The 15357-nt window shown below is 72.8% G+C and carries 19 protein-coding genes; 11 read left to right on the top strand and 8 right to left on the bottom strand.

What is annotated here, in order from left to right:
• Nucleotides 1-196: 196 nt before the first annotated feature.
• A complete protein-coding gene (locus ACN267_RS07015; RefSeq protein ID WP_421488226.1) occupies nt 197-1051 on the bottom strand; it encodes a hypothetical protein in 855 nt (284 codons plus the stop codon).
• A gap of 499 nt (nt 1052-1550) precedes the next feature.
• Entirely contained in the window at nt 1551-1790 is a 240-nt protein-coding gene (locus ACN267_RS07010) for a winged helix-turn-helix domain-containing protein (RefSeq protein WP_204922989.1), read from the bottom strand.
• A gap of 309 nt (nt 1791-2099) precedes the next feature.
• Between ACN267_RS07010 and ACN267_RS07005 the strand changes: the two genes are divergently transcribed.
• Both ACN267_RS07005 and ACN267_RS07000 read left to right on the top strand, forming a co-directional pair.
• Nucleotides 2100-2378, top strand: a complete 279-nt coding sequence (locus ACN267_RS07005; RefSeq protein WP_357765364.1) for a DivIVA domain-containing protein — start codon at nt 2100-2102, stop codon at nt 2376-2378.
• Nucleotides 2379-2427: 49 nt separating this feature from the next.
• On the top strand, nt 2428-2772 hold the full coding sequence (locus ACN267_RS07000; protein ID WP_421488225.1) for a hypothetical protein: 345 nt from the start codon (nt 2428-2430) through the stop codon (nt 2770-2772).
• 43 nt (nt 2773-2815) lie between these two features.
• Here the strand turns inward: ACN267_RS07000 and ACN267_RS06995 are convergent, their stop codons facing one another.
• Both ACN267_RS06995 and ACN267_RS06990 read right to left on the bottom strand, forming a co-directional pair.
• Nucleotides 2816-3517 carry a VOC family protein gene (locus ACN267_RS06995; RefSeq protein ID WP_421488224.1) on the bottom strand — a complete coding sequence of 234 codons (702 nt, stop codon included), beginning with the start codon at nt 3515-3517 and terminating at the stop codon, nt 2816-2818.
• Nucleotides 3518-3616: 99 nt separating this feature from the next.
• Entirely contained in the window at nt 3617-5419 is a 1803-nt protein-coding gene (locus ACN267_RS06990) for an ABC transporter ATP-binding protein (protein WP_421488223.1), read from the bottom strand.
• 164 nt (nt 5420-5583) lie between these two features.
• Here ACN267_RS06990 and ACN267_RS06985 point away from each other — a divergent pair, with 164 nt between their 5' ends.
• Entirely contained in the window at nt 5584-5976 is a 393-nt protein-coding gene (locus ACN267_RS06985; protein ID WP_421490392.1) for a MarR family winged helix-turn-helix transcriptional regulator, read from the top strand.
• 364 nt (nt 5977-6340) lie between these two features.
• Here ACN267_RS06985 and ACN267_RS06980 read toward each other — a convergent pair whose 3' ends face one another.
• On the bottom strand, nt 6341-7303 hold the full coding sequence (locus ACN267_RS06980) for an endonuclease domain-containing protein (RefSeq protein ID WP_421488222.1): 963 nt from the start codon (nt 7301-7303) through the stop codon (nt 6341-6343).
• Nucleotides 7304-7643: 340 nt separating this feature from the next.
• Between ACN267_RS06980 and ACN267_RS06975 the strand changes: the two genes are divergently transcribed.
• From ACN267_RS06975 to ACN267_RS06945, 7 genes are all read left to right on the top strand, one after another.
• Complete coding sequence (locus ACN267_RS06975) at nt 7644-8048, top strand: FAD-dependent oxidoreductase (protein ID WP_421488221.1); 405 nt, start codon at nt 7644-7646, stop codon at nt 8046-8048.
• 179 nt (nt 8049-8227) lie between these two features.
• Complete coding sequence (locus ACN267_RS06970) at nt 8228-8962, top strand: lysozyme (RefSeq protein WP_204960537.1); 735 nt, start codon at nt 8228-8230, stop codon at nt 8960-8962.
• A 35-nt stretch (nt 8963-8997) separates the two neighbouring features.
• Nucleotides 8998-9732 (top strand): peptidoglycan recognition protein family protein, encoded by a 735-nt coding sequence (locus tag ACN267_RS06965; protein WP_204960536.1) that lies wholly within the window; start codon nt 8998-9000, stop codon nt 9730-9732.
• A gap of 36 nt (nt 9733-9768) precedes the next feature.
• On the top strand, nt 9769-10140 hold the full coding sequence (locus tag ACN267_RS06960) for an ArsR/SmtB family transcription factor (protein WP_204922997.1): 372 nt from the start codon (nt 9769-9771) through the stop codon (nt 10138-10140).
• Complete coding sequence (locus ACN267_RS06955) at nt 10137-10778, top strand: SRPBCC family protein (RefSeq protein ID WP_421488220.1); 642 nt, start codon at nt 10137-10139, stop codon at nt 10776-10778. The genes ACN267_RS06960 and ACN267_RS06955 overlap by 4 nt, the downstream gene beginning before the upstream one ends.
• 79 nt (nt 10779-10857) lie before the next feature.
• Nucleotides 10858-11460, top strand: a complete 603-nt coding sequence (locus tag ACN267_RS06950; protein WP_421488219.1) for an NADAR family protein — start codon at nt 10858-10860, stop codon at nt 11458-11460.
• Nucleotides 11461-11494: 34 nt separating this feature from the next.
• Nucleotides 11495-12001, top strand: coding sequence for an NUDIX domain-containing protein (locus ACN267_RS06945; protein ID WP_204960533.1), 507 nt, complete (start codon nt 11495-11497; stop codon nt 11999-12001).
• 51 nt (nt 12002-12052) lie between these two features.
• Here ACN267_RS06945 and ACN267_RS06940 read toward each other — a convergent pair whose 3' ends face one another.
• The gene (locus ACN267_RS06940; protein WP_421488218.1) at nt 12053-12721 is read right to left on the bottom strand and encodes an NAD(P)-dependent oxidoreductase; all 669 of its coding nucleotides are present in this window, start codon (nt 12719-12721) and stop codon (nt 12053-12055) included.
• An 89-nt stretch (nt 12722-12810) separates the two neighbouring features.
• Nucleotides 12811-13521 carry a DsbA family oxidoreductase gene (locus tag ACN267_RS06935; RefSeq protein WP_421488217.1) on the bottom strand — a complete coding sequence of 237 codons (711 nt, stop codon included), beginning with the start codon at nt 13519-13521 and terminating at the stop codon, nt 12811-12813.
• A 105-nt stretch (nt 13522-13626) separates the two neighbouring features.
• Between ACN267_RS06935 and ACN267_RS06930 the strand changes: the two genes are divergently transcribed.
• Nucleotides 13627-14040, top strand: a complete 414-nt coding sequence (locus ACN267_RS06930; RefSeq protein WP_204960530.1) for a winged helix-turn-helix transcriptional regulator — start codon at nt 13627-13629, stop codon at nt 14038-14040.
• A gap of 128 nt (nt 14041-14168) precedes the next feature.
• Here the strand turns inward: ACN267_RS06930 and ACN267_RS06925 are convergent, their stop codons facing one another.
• Nucleotides 14169-15329, bottom strand: a complete 1161-nt coding sequence (locus tag ACN267_RS06925; protein WP_421488216.1) for an LLM class flavin-dependent oxidoreductase — start codon at nt 15327-15329, stop codon at nt 14169-14171.
• Nucleotides 15330-15357: the final 28 nt, after the last annotated feature.

Raw genomic sequence — 15357 nt, 5'->3', positions numbered from 1 at the left:
GGACAACAGCCCGGCTCAGGCCAAACAGCCGCCCGGCAACCCAGCGGCACCCGAACCCAATGTAGTGATGGTTGCCTATGGAAACAAGTGCCCGGCCGAGCACGGCGACGACCACCGGGCGTCACCGACGACGGATCGTCCGCAGTCCACGCCCGGCCGGTCGGACGCGTCGTCAGGTCGACCGGCCGGGCGTGGTTCAGCGGTCGGCGGTGAGGCTGGCGCAGTCGGTCTCGTCGGGCAGCAGCGGGCGGAGGGTGACCGTCCACGGCTTCCCACCGGAGGTCCACGGGGTAGCGGCGTTGGCCTTGCCGGCGGTGGCGATCAACTGCTGCACGGCAGCACCGGTGACCGTCACACAACCCAGGTCGAGACCCTCGCCGAGGCTGGCCCCGGGCAGCACCGGGCCGGGCCACTCCATCCTGGGCTGCTTCGCGGTCTCCGGTGTGGCGACCCACGGCCCGGCCACCGCCGCGATGGCGATCGGCTGGTACGGCTGCGTCGCCGCGTTCCCCGGGTCGGTCAGCTTGTCGGCGAAGGTCCGCAGTTTCTCCCGGGCGGCCTGCTGGGCGGGGGTCAGGCCGGCCTCGGGACCGGTCGCCTCGCCCAGGGCGTAGACCTCCAGCTGCTCGCTGCCGACCGTTCCCCGGATGGTGAACCGGGTGGTGGTCACGTCGGTGATCTTCGGCGTGCCCACGTCGACCGCACTGCCCACCCCGGCCGCGCGGGCCTGCTCGACCAGCTTCGCCACCTCGGCCGTGCTGACCGTACGGACCTGGACGTTGGGCAGCGCCGGTCCCGGATAACTGAGGACGGTCGGCCCCTGCGTGATCACCCGTCCGTCGGCGTAGACGCTGACGGACGGCAGTCGGGTCACGTTCGTCTCGGGCCGCACGAAGCCGCCCGTCTGGTCGATCCGCAGCACCGGCACGTTGGCGGGAAGAGAAGTCGGGGCCGCATCGGGCGCGACGCCCGCCCCGTCCTGCCCCGCACAGGCAGCAGTGAGCAGAAGCACCGGCACGACCGCCACCCACACACCTCGAAAACTCGTCATACCCCTTGGACGCCCCCAGACCCCCCACGGCTCCCCCCACTTTCCCGACTCCTTCTCGACTCCGCCCCGCTGATCAAGACGCCTGCACAGCTCAACCAGCCCCACCCATGATCAAGTTGCCGAAATGCAGACGACACGCCGAGCAGGGTGCGACAAATCGCAATACGATCTTGGCGCTTCGTGGCAGAGCCCCGGAGCACGTGGGGCCTGCCCACAAAGGGGGTGGCGTCCACGGGGGCGACACGTGGAGGCCGTGCGATCAAGCTCGACCTCCCGAACGACGCAAGTTTCTTGATCACCGGGCACGCCGCCCGGGGCGGGCAAGCGCCGCCAGGTGAAAGTGAGGCGTGGACGACTTACAGGGCGCGCGAACCCGCCATGCGCCCGGCGATCAAGAGGTTCGCGTCATCAGGGAGATCAGAATTGACACAAACTTCTTGATCACCCGGGCAGATCGAATCGGGCGGAGCGGAGCAGGGCGGCGGGCCAGGGAGGCGGGTCAGGGTTCGCGCATCCAGAGCTTCGGGTCGTTGACGAAGACGCCCTTGCCCTGGTGCCGCCAGATCACCCGCAGCGCTTCCAGCCGGACGTAGACCTGTTTGACCGTCGACGGACTGACCTTGTACAGCACGGCAAGCTCCGAGATCGAGGGCAGCTTCTCCCCCGGCGCGAGCTTCTTCGCTCTCACGTCGGCGACGATCTCATCGGCGATGCGGATGTAGTCGGCGGTGATCGGCATGACTCCCCCTGCGTGGCACGCCAATTCGATCACGCAAGGACACCCTCCAACAACTCTATGTTTGACTCAGATGACTGGGACAGCTAAGTTGATTCATGCCTCTCCCCTCGCGTGGCAACGAGAGAGGGGTTTCCCCCGGTCGGGGCGGGTGTGCGCCCGCCCCGACCCCGTCCGGCTGCCCTGTCGTCGTACCGCCGAAGTGGGCTGCGACCGCCGAGCGGGCGGGTCGTCCGCAGCCGGCTGCGGACGACCCGCCCTCCAGCACCGCCGAAAGGACCCCTCCGCCCTCCAGCACCGGAAAGGACCCCCGTGGCCCAGGTGTATCGCGGTGGCCAGCCCTACGGGACCGGTCACCCGGCCCTACTGACCCCCCACGAGGTACGCACCCACGAGTTCCCGCCCCGCCGACGCGGTGTCGACCCCGCCGAGGTACGCCGGTTCCAGTCCCGGCTGGCCGACGAACTGGCCGCCCTGCACCAGGAGATCCGCGCCCTCGCCCAGGAGAACGACCGGCTCAAGCGGGCCCTGCGCGACTGGCAGAGCCGGCACGCGCGGGACTGCCCGCCCACGAACGGCGGGCACTGGTGAACGAACGCCCCGCCCCGGCGACCTGCTGATCGTCGACCGGGCCGCCTCGGTGCAGTTCGCCGGGGAACGTGCCCTGCGGCTGCGGGTGGTGTCGGTGTCCGACCGGCCGACCTACGACGGATGGGTCTGGCTCACCGGCTACGTGCTCGACCGGCGCGGCGAGGCCACCGCCAAACGGGAGGTCTTCGTCCGACTCGCCGGCCTGCGGCCCGCCGCCACGACATCACCACCCCGGGGCGGTCGACGCACCACTGGCTCACCCCCATCGGTGACCGGGGTGGGGCGACGCGCTGTGGCACCACAGACCCACGCCGCTCGACACACCGCCGGCCCACCGGGCGTCGGCAGGCGCGCCGACCGCCAGGCGGCCGGGCCCGACGGGGCCCGTCGGTGAGGGCGGCTCTCCGGCGGGCACTCCCCTGGTCGGCATCCGGCGGTCAGGCGTCGGCCGCGTCCTCGGCAGGATACCGTTCCGGCTGACCCTGGCGGGCGCGCAGGAACGGGCCCAGGCCCATTCCGTCCTCGGTGGCCAGGAACGCGCCGCGCGCCGTCAGCAGCGTCTCGTCGGCATGTGCCATGCAGCCCCACGCCGTGTCGCCCCACGAGTCGGCGAGCTTGACCTCGGCCGGTTCGGGGCAGGGCTCGCCGCGCCGGCCGCCGATCTGGCAGCGGGCGGGTGCGCCGCCGCGCCGGCCGACCGCCTCGGCGGCCTCCCGGATCAGCGAGAACCGCGCCTCGCCGCCCGCCTGCGGGTCACGCTCCTGCTGCGGTACGGCCTGCCGCTGCCCGAAGGCGACCACGTTGCCGTCGGGGTCGGTGACCCGGCACTCGCCGCCCGGCGCGTGCCGCGGGTAGCCGGCCTTCTCGACATGGTGCCCGGCGGCGGTGAGCCGTTCGGCGGTCGCCGTCAGGTCGTCGACGTACAGGTAGACCAGCAGCGGCAACTCCACGGTGACCAGGCGCGGGGTGACCGCCGCCAGGAGCAGCGTCAACTCCCCGCACCGCAGGTACGACCAGCGCGATCCACCGTCGCCGCCGGCCCGGATCTCGGTGTAGCCGAAGTTCTCGTAGAACTGTCGGGCCGCGTCGGCGTCCGCCACGTACAGCACCGGCACCTGGGCCCGCACACCATTTTGCACAGCGTCACTCTAGTCACCGATGATCGGCGACTCGCGTCTTGCAGATCGGGTTTCTCTACCCCACCGGGCCGCTCCTGGTCACGGCCCTGCCCGCCCGGGTCAGCCGGCCAGGGTGGCGTACCGGCCGGCGCGGGCCAGCAGCGTCTCGTGGGTGCCGGACTCGACGATCCGGCCGTGGTCGAGCACCGCGATCTGGTCGGCGTGGCGCACCGTGGAGAGCCGGTGCGCGATGGTGATCACCGTACGACCCTCGGCGAGGGTGTCGAAGGCCCGTTGCACGGCCCGTTCGGTCTCGGTGTCCAGCGCGCTGGTCGCCTCGTCGAGCACCAGCACCCGGGGGTCGCGCAGCAGCGTACGAGCGATCGCCAGGCGCTGTTTCTCGCCGCCGGAGAAGCGGTGGCCCCGGGAGCCGACGACCGTGTCGTACCCGTCGGGCAGGGCGGCGATCAGGTCGTGGATCTGCGCGGCGCGGGCGGCCTCTTCCAGCTGGGCGTCGGTGGCGTCGGGGCGCGCGTACCGCAGGTTTTCCCGGATCGTGGTGTGCAGCAGGTAGGTCTCCTGGCTGACCACGCCCACGACGGCGGCCAGGTCGGTCAGCCGCAGGTCGCGCAGGTCGACGCCGTCGATGGTGATCCGGCCGGCGTCGGGGTCGTGCAGCCGGCTGACCAGGGCGGCGAGGGTGCTCTTGCCGGAGCCGGTCTCGCCGACCAGGGCGAGGCTGGTGCCGGCCGGGACGTCGAGGCTGATCCCGGCGACGGCGGCGGTGTCGCTGCCCGGGTAGCTGAAGGTGACGTCCTCGACGCGCAGGTGACCGCGCACCCGGGCCGGGTCGATGGGCACCGGCCGGGCCGGATCGTCCACCTCCACCGGCAGGTCGAGGTATTCGAAGATCCGGGCGAACAGCGCCAGCGAGGCGGTCAGCGTGACGCCCACGTTGAGCAGCCCCATCAGCGGCCGGAACAGCCCGCCCTGCAGGGCGGTGAAGGCGACCAGGGTGCCGATGCTGAGCGTGCCGGCGGTGCCGGGCAGCCCCGCGCCGAGATAGATGACCGCCGGGATGGCGGCGAAGATGATCGTCATGGTGGCCATCCGCCACCGGCCGGCCAGCTCCGAGCGCAGCTCCAGGTCGACCAGCCGGGCCGAGCTGGCGGTGAACCGGTCGATCAGCGTGCCACCCGCGCCGAGGGTCTTGCTGAGCTGCACGCCGCTGATCGACAGCCCCTCCTCGATGGTGACGTTGAGGTCGGCCAACTCCCGCTGGCGCTGCGCGGTGATCTCGCGGCGCATCGCGGCGACCCGGCGGGTGAGCCAGATGGCCGGCGGCAGCACCACCAGCGAGACGAGGGTGAGCCGCCAGGACAGCGCCACCATGGCGACCAGCGTGGCGACCACCGTGGTCAGGTTGGACGCGATCGAGGTGGCGGTGGAGGTGACCACGGTCTGCATGCCGCCGATGTCGTTGGTGATCCGCGACTGCACCTCACCGGTGCGGGTGCGGGTGAAGAACGCGATCGACTGCCGGTGCAGGTGGGCGAAGACGTCGGTGCGCAGCCGGTGCATCACCAACTGCCCGACCCGGGTGGAGATCCAGGTCTGCGCCACGCCGAGCACGGCGGTCACCGCGGCCACGGCGATCATGCCGGCGACCAGCCAGACCAGCAGGGTCAGGTCGCGCTCCGGCAGGGCCCGGTCGATCACCGCCCGCAGCAGGAACGGCGAGGCCATCGCGACCACCGACGACACCACGATGATCGCGGTGACCACGGCCAACTGACCACGGTACGCGGTGAACAGCCGGCCGATGCGGCGCAGCGAGACGTTGCGGGCCTGGGACTTCTCGGCGGCACTGACGGTCCGGGGGGCGCCGCCGCGGCCCTCCCGGTGGGTTGGCGTGGTGTCCAAGGGGGTCCTTCTTCCGTCCGGGGATGTTTACTGAGGTTACCTCATCATGAGGGAACAACAGCGACTCCTGCTACCGTATTCCGGTGACCGGCGCGACATCCGACCCGCCAACCGATCCGGCCGCACGCTGCGCCGGGCCACCGACCGACCCGGCCGAGGAGAGCCTGGCCGAGCTGTTCTGGGCGGTGGCCCGTCGGCTGCGTCACCAGTCCCGACGTACCCTCGAACCCTGGGACGTCAACCCCGGCCACGCCCGCGCCCTCGCGGTGCTGACCCGGCACGGCGCGATGCGGCTCAGCGCGCTCGCCGAGCACCTGCACATCGCGCCCCGCTCCACCACCGAGGTCGTCGACGGCCTGGAGGAACGCGGGCTCGTCGCGCGCCACCCCGACCCGGCCGACCGGCGGGCGACCCTGGTCGCGCCGACCGACGAGGGAACCCGGGTCGGCGCGGCCATCCGGACGGCCCGCAGCGCCGAAGCGGAACGCTTCTTCGGTCACCTCTCCCTCACCGACCACGCCGACCTCACCCGCATCCTGCGCACCCTGCGCGACTGACTGCGCCCCGCGTCACCCGCTCCACCCGACCCCGACACGCCCTGCCCAGCTCGACCCGGCCCACCGACCCTGCCCGACCAAGTGGCGGCCGACCCAGCCCCACCCGGCCCAGCCCTGCCGATCCAGCCCGGCCGACCCAGCCCAGCCCGAGTAGCGGCCGACCCCGCCCTGCCTGGCCCAGCCCTGCCCGACTCGCGCTTCGGCCGCTACTCGGCCGGCAGCTCGACCAGGTTCCCCGCATGTCGGATGCTGGGGGAGGGCCCGCGATCCGGGAGCCCGCGGGCCAGGGAGTCGGGGCCGGTCCGCCGACCAGCGGCGGCGCGGGCTGGCCCGGCGACGCGTGAGTCATCGGCCGGCGCGCCGGTCACCTAGCAGCCGCATCGCGGCGGGTGGCGAGGATGGCGCGTACCTCGTGGCGGACCGCGTCGGGCTCGTGGATCAGGCGGTGGCGGGCGAAGCGCACCACCAGGATGCCGACGGTGGCCAGCAGGGCGTCCCGGCGCAGGTCGATCTCGCGTTGGCGGGGATCGCCGTGGGTCGTCGCGCCGTCGAGTTCGATGTCCACCCGCTCCCGCTCGGCGTACACGTCGAGGTACATGGTGCGGCGGCCGACGACGATCCGGGCCTGCCTGCGGAACGCGGGCATCCCGGGGCCGGTGAAGACGTGGTCGTGTCCCCAGATCTCCAGCGGACTGCGGCATCCGGCGGCGAGTCGGTCGAGCAGGGTACGCAGCTGCGCACGGCCGGTCAGCCTCGGCACGGCGGCGAGCGCCGACGCGATCCGTGCCGGGGTGGTGAGCCGGTCGTTGACGGCCCTGATCACCGGGGCGGGGCGATCCGGCACGGGCAGCAGCGGCCAGGCGTCGACCAACGCCCGCTCCAACCGCACCACCGGACGACCACCCCGAATCAGCACCTGGGGTGGGACCAGGGCGAAACCCTCTCGATGGTGGATCTTCAGGTGCGCCCGGGTGCGGAGCCCGGAGCCGGCGACCACGTTCAGGCACACCGGTTCCCCGGCCGGCTGGCCGCGCACACCCCACGCGGCCAGCGCGGTGAGGCTACCCAGCGCCGCGCGCCCCTGCGCCCAGGCGAGCGCCGCACGGATGCGATGGGCCACGTCGAGCAGTGGAAAGGTCGAACCACCAGCCGGGTGGGCAGCGGCGGGAACGACGGCGGCGTCGACGTAGACGCCGGGCAGGACCTGTCGGAGTTGGCCGACGCGATCAGCGTGGGCGAGCACCCAGGGTGGAACCACCTGCACCGCCGCTCGTCGGGTCAGCACGCCACCGCCCTGCTCGACGAGGGATCGCAGGACCGGGTTCATGTCCCGAGGCTGCCCTCCCGACCCGCACCACCTCCACCTTCCACCCTCTCCCTGTGGACGCCGACCCCCCTTGTGGACAACCCCCAGGTCCATCGGAACCCTGCTATGGAGTCCCAAGATCGTATTGCGATTTGTTGCACTCTCCCCGGCGTGTCGTCTGCATTTCGGCAATTTGATCATGGGCTGGGCTGGGCTGGGCTGGGCTGGGCTGGGCTGGGCTGGGCTGGGCTGGGCTGGGCTGGGCTGGGCTGGGCTGGGCTGGGCTGGGCTGGGCTGGGCTGGGCTGGGCTGGGCTGGGCTGGGCTGGGCGTAGCGGGTCGGGGGCAGGGTATGTCCGGTCGTGCGGGTGGTGGTGGTCGGTGCGGGGTTCTCGGGGCTCGCCGCGGCGGCGGCGTTGTGCCGGGGTGGGGCGCGGGTGGTGGTGCTGGAGGCGCGGGACCGGGTCGGGGGGCGAGTGGCGACCCGACGGCTGGACGACGGCACGGCGCTGGACCTGGGCGCGCAGTGGATCGGCCCGACCCAGGAACGGATGGCCGCCCTGGTGGCCGAGCACGGGCTGACCACGTTCCCTTCGGCCGCGCAGGGCCGGCCGTGGCGGGACAACGGTCCCGAGCTGCGCCGGCCGGTGGGGCGGGTGTACTGGGCGGGCACCGAGACGGCGACCCGCTGGGCCGGTTACCTGGAGGGCGCGGTGCTGGCCGGCGAACGGGCGGCGGCCGAGGTCCTCGCCCACCATGCCGCCTGACCCGGGGACCGGTCGGCCCGCCCGAACCGGATTGTCGGGAGCGCAGCCGGCAACGGCACGTGCAGGAATAGATAATCTTGATTCAATCTATTGAAAACTATCTCCGGTCATGACCTAATACCTGACAGTTCCTTTCGTCGCTCCCGCCGTAACCATGCGGCATCCCCCAGGGAGGAAGGATGAACCGTCTCCGTACGGTCACGGGCACGCTGCTGGCGACCGCCACCATGGTCGCCGCCGCCACCCTCGGCGTCGCCACCCCGGCCGCCGCCGCCCCGGCCGGCCTGCCCGGCATGGACGTCTCCAGCTATCAGGGCAACGTCAACTGGTCCGCCGCCTGGAACAACGGTGCCCGGTTCGCCTACGTGAAGGCCACCGAGGGCACCTACTACACCAACCCGTACTTTGCCCAGCAGTACAACGGGTCGTACACCGTCGGGATGATCCGGGGTTCGTACCACTTCGCCCGGCCGGACACCTCGACCGGCGCCGCCCAGGCCAACTACTTCGTCGACCACGGCGGCGGCTGGTCGAAGGACGGCCGGACACTGCCCGGCGCGCTCGACATCGAGTACAACCCCTACGGCGCGACCTGCTACGGGCTGAGCCAGAGCGCGATGCGCAGCTGGATCACCTCCTTCGTCAACCAGTACTACGCCCGCACCGGGCGCTGGGCGACGATCTACACCACCACCGACTGGTGGACCACCTGCACCGGCAACTACAGCGGGTTCGCCGCCACCAACCCGCTCTGGCTCGCCCGGTACGCCGGCACGGTGGGCACCCTGCCGGCCGGCTGGGCCACGTACTCCTTCTGGCAGTGGGCGTCGTCGGGCGTCTTCCCGGGCGACCAGAACGTCTGGAACGGCACCCTCGACCGGCTCCGGGTGCTGGCCTGCAACGGCCCCTGCTGACCCCGCCCACCCCCGGAGCACCCGAGGAGCCTGCCATGTCCGTACCCGTGTCCCGGCGCAGCGTGCTGCGCGGCGCGGTCCTGCTCGGCACCGCCGGGGCGTTCGCGCCGACCCCGTTCGGCGGATCCGCCGCAAGCGCCGCCACGGTGGGCCGCTCCCCCGTCGACCCGACCCTGACCACCGGCGGCACGTCGGCCGGCGGCCGGGTCACCCTCGGTCGGGTGGACCAGCCGGTGATCGCCAACTGCGCGACCTGGGGGGCCCGGCCGCCGTCGTCGCCGGTGAGCGTGGTCGGCAGCCGACCCAACAAGATCATCGTGCACCACACCGCGTTCCCGAACTCGACCGACTACAGCCTGGCCCACGCGTACGCCAACTCGCGGGAGATCCAGGACCTGCACATGGACGGCAACGGCTGGTTGGATTCCGGGCAGCACTTCACCAACAGCCGGGGCGGCCACCTCACCGAGGGCCGGCACGGCAGCCTGTACGCGCTGCTGCACGGGCAGACCATGGTGCAGGGCGCGCACTGCGTGGGGCAGAACAGCCAGGCCATCGGGATCGAGAACGACGGGATCTACGTCGACGTGCAGCCGCCGCAGGCGCTGTGGGACAGCCTGGTGGTGTTCTGCGCGTTCACCTGCCAGCAGTACGGCATCCCGGCCAGCCAGATCTACGGCCACAAGGACTTCGCCAGCACCCAGTGCCCTGGACTGCTGCACGACCGGCTGCCCGAGCTACGCTCCGCGGTCGCCGCTCGACTTGGCTGATTGCTTATATAAGTGATGCCTGATACAAAGGGGACCGTGCACGCCTTCGACGTCCTCGGCGACCCGGTGCGCCGGCGCATCCTCGAACTGCTCGCGCAGGGCGAGCGGAGCGCCGGTGGGGTCTGCGCGGTCATCCAGGAGGAGTTCGGGATCACCCAGCCCGCCGTCTCGCAGCACCTCAAGGTGTTGCGGGACAACGGGTTCGCCACGGTCCGCCCGCAGGGCGCCCGTCGGCTCTACGCGGTCGATCCCGCCCCGCTGCGGGAGGTCGACAGGTGGCTGGAGGGGTTCCGCCGGTTCTGGACGCCGGCCCTGGACGCCCTGGCCACCGAGATCGCCCGGGGTCGGCGCGAACGGCGGGCGCACACCACGACCGACGACCCGACCGAGCACCGGAGCACTTCATGATCGAGACCAGCCACCAGATCAGCGCCGTACGACGCACCGTGGGCAGCCGCAGCCTCGAAGCGGGTGAGGCGCGGGTGCTGACCATCAGCCAGACGTACCCGACGACGCTGGACGACCTCTGGGACGCCTGCACCAACGCCGACCGCATCCCGCGCTGGTTCCTACCGATCTCGGGCGACCTGCGGCTGCACGGCCGTTACCAGTTCGAGGGCAACGCCGGTGGCGTGGTGCAGCGCTGCGACCCGCCGAAGAGCTTCGCCGCCACCTGGGAGATGGGCGACGAGATCAGCTGGATCGAGGTCCACCTCACCCCGGAGGCCGACGAGCGGACCCGGTTCACCCTGGAACACGTCGCCCACGTCGACGACGTCCGGTGGACCGAGTACGGCCCCGGCGCGGTCGGCGTCGGCTGGGACTCCGGCCTGCTCGGTCTGGCCAGCCACCTCGACGCCGACGGTGGCGGCGTCACCCCCGACCAGGCCGCCGAGTGGATCGGCTCCGAGGACGGGCGACGCTTCATGACGCTCAGCGGCGAGGCGTGGGCCGAGGCCGACATCGCCGCCGGCACCGACCCGCAGGCCGCCCGGGCCGCCGCCGCCCGCACCATCGCCGCGTACACCGGCGCGCCGCCGGCCTGACGGTACGGGTCGCGCCGGGTCGCCCGGCCCGGCGTAACCCAGGTGCGTGCTGCCGGTGCCGGCGGTCAGACTGGGCGGTATGTCGATGCGCCGCGCCGAAGACGTCCTCGCCCTGCACCGCGCCGGGCGGCGGGTGCGCTACCTCTGCTTCTGGGGGCACCGGCCGCAGCGGGACGGCAGCGTGGGCCGCAGCTGCCTGAGCCAGTGGTGGCCGGCGTCGTTCACCGTCGACGGGCGGCGCTTCGCCACCGCCGAGCACTGGATGATGTGGCGCAAGGCGCTGCTGTTCGACGACGCCGAGGCCGGCGAGCGGGTGCTCGCCGCCGGCCACCCGCAGCAGGCCAAGGCGGTCGGCCGCCAGGTGCGCGGGTTCGACCAGGCGGTGTGGGAGGCCGAGCGGTACGCCGTCGTGCTGGCCGGCAGCCTGGCCAAGTTCGGCCAGCACGCCGACCTGCGGGCGTACCTGCTGGGCACCGGGGACCGGGTGCTGGTGGAGGCCAGCCCGGTCGACCGGGTGTGGGGGGTCGGGCTGGCTCCCGACGACCCGCGCGCCGAGGACCCGGCCCGCTGGCGTGGGCTCAACCTGCTCGGGTTCGCCCTGATGGAGGCCCGGGAGATGCTGCGCGACGAGCGGCCGTCCGACCCCGGGCGGCCCGCCGGGTCGACAGCGGACCTGCCCTGAGCCGGGCGGCCCGGGGGCGGTAACGTGCGGCGGCATGACCGTCCTGCCGTACGCGCACTGTCACTACTGCGGGGCGGCCTACCCGCCGGACGCCGGCTGGCCCCGGCTCTGCGTGGCCTGCGGCCAGACGGTGTGGCGCAACCCCACCCCGGTCGCGGTGGCGCTGCTGCCGGTCCGCACCGACGCCGGGCTCGGCCTGGTGGTGGTACGCCGGGACATCGAACCGGCCCGGGGGCAACTCGCCCTGCCCGGCGGCTTCGTCGAGTACGGCGAGGAGTGGTCCGAGGCGCTGGTCCGGGAGCTGCGTGAGGAGACGGGGCTGGTCGACGAGGCGCAGCGGGCCCGGCTGTTCGCGGTGCACGGCGCCCCGCACGGCGGCACCATGATGATCTTCGGGGTGCTGCCGGAGCGGCCGGCCGCGCAGCTCCCCCCGTCGACCCCGACCGAGGAGGCCACCGAGTGGCTGGTCCTCACCGAGCCGGTCGAGCTGGCCTTCTCCACCCACACCCGGGTGCTGGCCGACTTCCTGGCCAGCACCTGAGGCGGAGCGCCCCGGCTGATGGCGGGACCACCCGCATCCTGACGGGACGGGTCAGCCGGGGGTGTTCCAGACCAGGGGCGCTGCGCGGATCCACGCGTCGTCCTCGATCGTCCGGACGAGGAACCGGGCGAGGTCGGCGCGGTTGATCCGCGCGCCGGGCTTCTCGGTGCCGGCCTCGGCGGCCCGTACGGGACCACCGGCAGGCTTGTCGGTCAGGGTCACGGCGCGGGCCAGGGTCCAGTCGATGCAGGACGCGGCGCGGACGACCCGCTCGACACCGGTGTGGTCCTCGAAGCCCGTCCTGATGTTCGACAGCCTGATGAACGCCCTGACCAGCGGGTTGAGCCGGGCCCAGTCGTCGCCCGCGCCCTGCGTGGACGTCAACACGATCCGGCGGATGCCCTGCTCGCCCATGACGGTGAGGGTGTGGCGGGCGGCGGTGGTCATGAACATCGGCGGGCTGACCGGCCTGGCCCACGGGTTGTCGGAGGCGCGGGCGTTGTTCAGCACGCTGATCACCCCCTCGACGCCCTCGGCGGCCCGGCGGATGTCGTCGATGGCCGCCGGGGTGCCCCGGATCAGCTCGACGCCGGCCGGTGCCTGCACCCGGTCGGGGTCGCGGACGAGCGCGCGGACGCGGTGGCCGCGCCCAGCCGCGTACGCCAGCACGTGAGCGCCGGTGCGGCCGCTGCCGCCGAGGACCAGGAGGTTCGTGCTCATGGTGATCAGATGCCTTTCGCTCGGTTCCGGGTGGGTCAGGCGGTCGGTCGACCGGTCAGGGCAGAGCCCGCGCGGTGGGGCAGCCGGGATCAGGCGCGCTGGGGGACGGCGCAGCCGTCCGATCCGCAGACCGGATCGTCACCGGCGCGACCGGTGCGGGGGTGACTGTCGTTCCAGACCGTGCGCAGCAGTTCAAGGAGGCTGTCGCTGTCCTGGGCACCAGACACGCCGTAGCGGTCGTCGACGACGATGAACGGCGCGCCGGTCGCCCCCAGGCGTCGGGCGCGGGCTGCGTCGTCGCGGACCTGCCGGCGGTAGCGGCGGTCGGTGAGGGCCTGGCGGGTCTGCTCGCGGTCCAGGCCGAGTTCGTCGGCCAGCCCCAGTAGGTCGTCGGAGGAGAAGACCGGCTCGGCCCGGCCGAAGTAGGCGGTGAAGACCGCGTCCCAGGCCTCGCGGTTCCTGCCCTGGGCGCTGGCGTGGGCGAGGAACTCGTGCGCCAGGTCGGTGTTGCCCACCGTGTTGTCCAGCACCTGGTACGGGGTCAGCCCCTCGCTCGCGGCGAGCTTCTCGATCCGCCGGGTCGAGGTCTCGGCCTGGCTGCCGCCGACACCGTGCCGGCGGAGCAGGGCCTCGCGGACGGGGAAGGTCTCCCCCTCGGGGAAGCTGCCGCTGAGCGGGAACGAGTGGTGGACCAGTTCCACCTCGTCCGCATGCTCGAACCGCTCGACGGCCTTGGTCACCCGGTGGTTCCCGAGGCCGCACCAGGGGCAGGTCACCTCGGACCAAATATCCACTTTCATCGCGTACCTCCTTTTCCTACGAGTTGTGCGTAGCGCAACGGTAGGCCAGCATGGGAGGCGGTACAAAAGGCACACCGGTGTGCGTGCCGGAGAGGAATGTGCGTCATGGAGTTGGCCGACGGAACAGAGGCGACGGCGGGGGCGGCGGCGATCGGGCCCTGCGCGGCCATCCCTGCCGAGCACATGGACTTCATCCGCCAGACCCTCGACCGCGTCGGCGACAAGTGGAGCCTGCTGATCATCGCGGTCCTGGAGTCCGGACCGCTGCGCTACACCGACCTGCAACGGCAGGTCCCCGGCATTTCACAGCGCATGCTCAGCCTCACCCTTCGCCAGCTCGGGCAGGACGGCCTGATCACCCGCACCGCCTACGCCGAGGTCCCGCCGCGCGTCGAGTACGCCCTCGCCCCGCTGGGCCGCGGCCTGCACGAGATCGTCACCTCGCTGATCGGCTGGGCCGCCGACCACCACGACGAGATCCGCGCCAACCGCGAGCGCGCCGCGACGACCGGGTCCTGACCGCCACGCGGGCGGAACGCCCCCCTCCTCGCCGGCCGGCACCGACCCGACGCGCCCGGCCGGCCGGCGGGTCGGATCAGCCGGCGGCGTCGGGTCAGACGGCGGGTCGGGTCAGACGGCGGGTCGGGTCAGACGCGGGCCGGCTGGGGGGCGAACGGGATGCTCGCCGTCGCCTCGGTCACCGGGTCGCCCGCCGGATGCCGCCACAGGCCCCGGGCCCGCAGGATCGGCAGCACCCCCTCGCCGAACCAGTACGCCTCCTCCAGGTGCGGGTGGCCGGAGAGGATGAACTCGTCGATGCCGAGCGCGTGGTACTCGGCGATCCGGTCGGCGACCTCGGTGTGGCTGCCCACCAGGGCGGTGCCGGCCCCGCCCCGGACCAGCCCCACCCCGGCCCAGAGGTTCGGGGCGACCTGCAGCCCGTCGCGGCTGCCGCCGTGCAGGGCGAGCATCCGGCGCTGCCCCTCGGACTCGCTGCGCCGCAGCCCCTCCTGGGCGGCCCGGATGTCAGCCTCGTCGATACCGTCGAGCAGCCGCCCGGCCTGCGCCCACGCCGCCTCGGCGGTGTCCCTCGCGATGACGTGCAGGCGGATACCGAAGCGCGGTGACCGGCCGGCGTCGGCGGCGAGGGCGCGGATCCGGTCGAGTTTGCCGGCCACCTGGGCGGGCGGCTCGCCCCAGGTCAGGTAGACGTCGCTGTGCCGGACAGCCACCGGGCCGGCGGCGGTGGACGAGCCACCGAAGTAGACCGGGGGCACCGGGTCGGGCAGCCGGGCCAGCCGGGCACCCTCGACCCGCAGGTGTTCCCCGGCGTGGTCGACGGTCTCGCCCCGCCACAGTGACCGCACGACGTGCAGGAACTCGTCGGTGCGGGCGTATCGGGCGTCCTTGTCGAGGAAGTCGCCGTAGGCGCGCTGCTCGGTGGATTCCCCACCGGTGACCACGTTGAGCAGCAGCCGGCCGCCGGACAGGCGCTGGAAGGTGGCGGCCATCTGGGCGGCGAGGGTGGGTGAGAGCAGCCCGGGGCGGAACGCGACCAGGAACTTCAGCCGTTCGGTGACCTCGGCCAGCATGGCGGTGGCCAGCCAGGCGTCCTCGCACCACGCCCCGGTCGGGGTGAGCGCACCGACGAAGCCGAGCTGCTCGGCGCTGCGGGCGATCTGCCCGAGGTAGGCGACGGTGGCGGGGCGGGCCCCACCGGCGGTGCCGACCGCGACGCCGTGGCCGCCGCCGACGATGTCGCGGCTGTCGCCGTAGGTGGGCAGGAACCAGTGGAAGGTCAGCGACATCGGGGGTCCTCCTGAGGGATGGGACGAC

It is taken from the genome of Micromonospora sp. WMMD734 (assembly GCF_049178975.1).
Lineage (GTDB): Bacteria > Actinomycetota > Actinomycetes > Mycobacteriales > Micromonosporaceae > Micromonospora > Micromonospora wenchangensis.
This window is presented reverse-complemented; position numbering and strand designations above follow the sequence as displayed.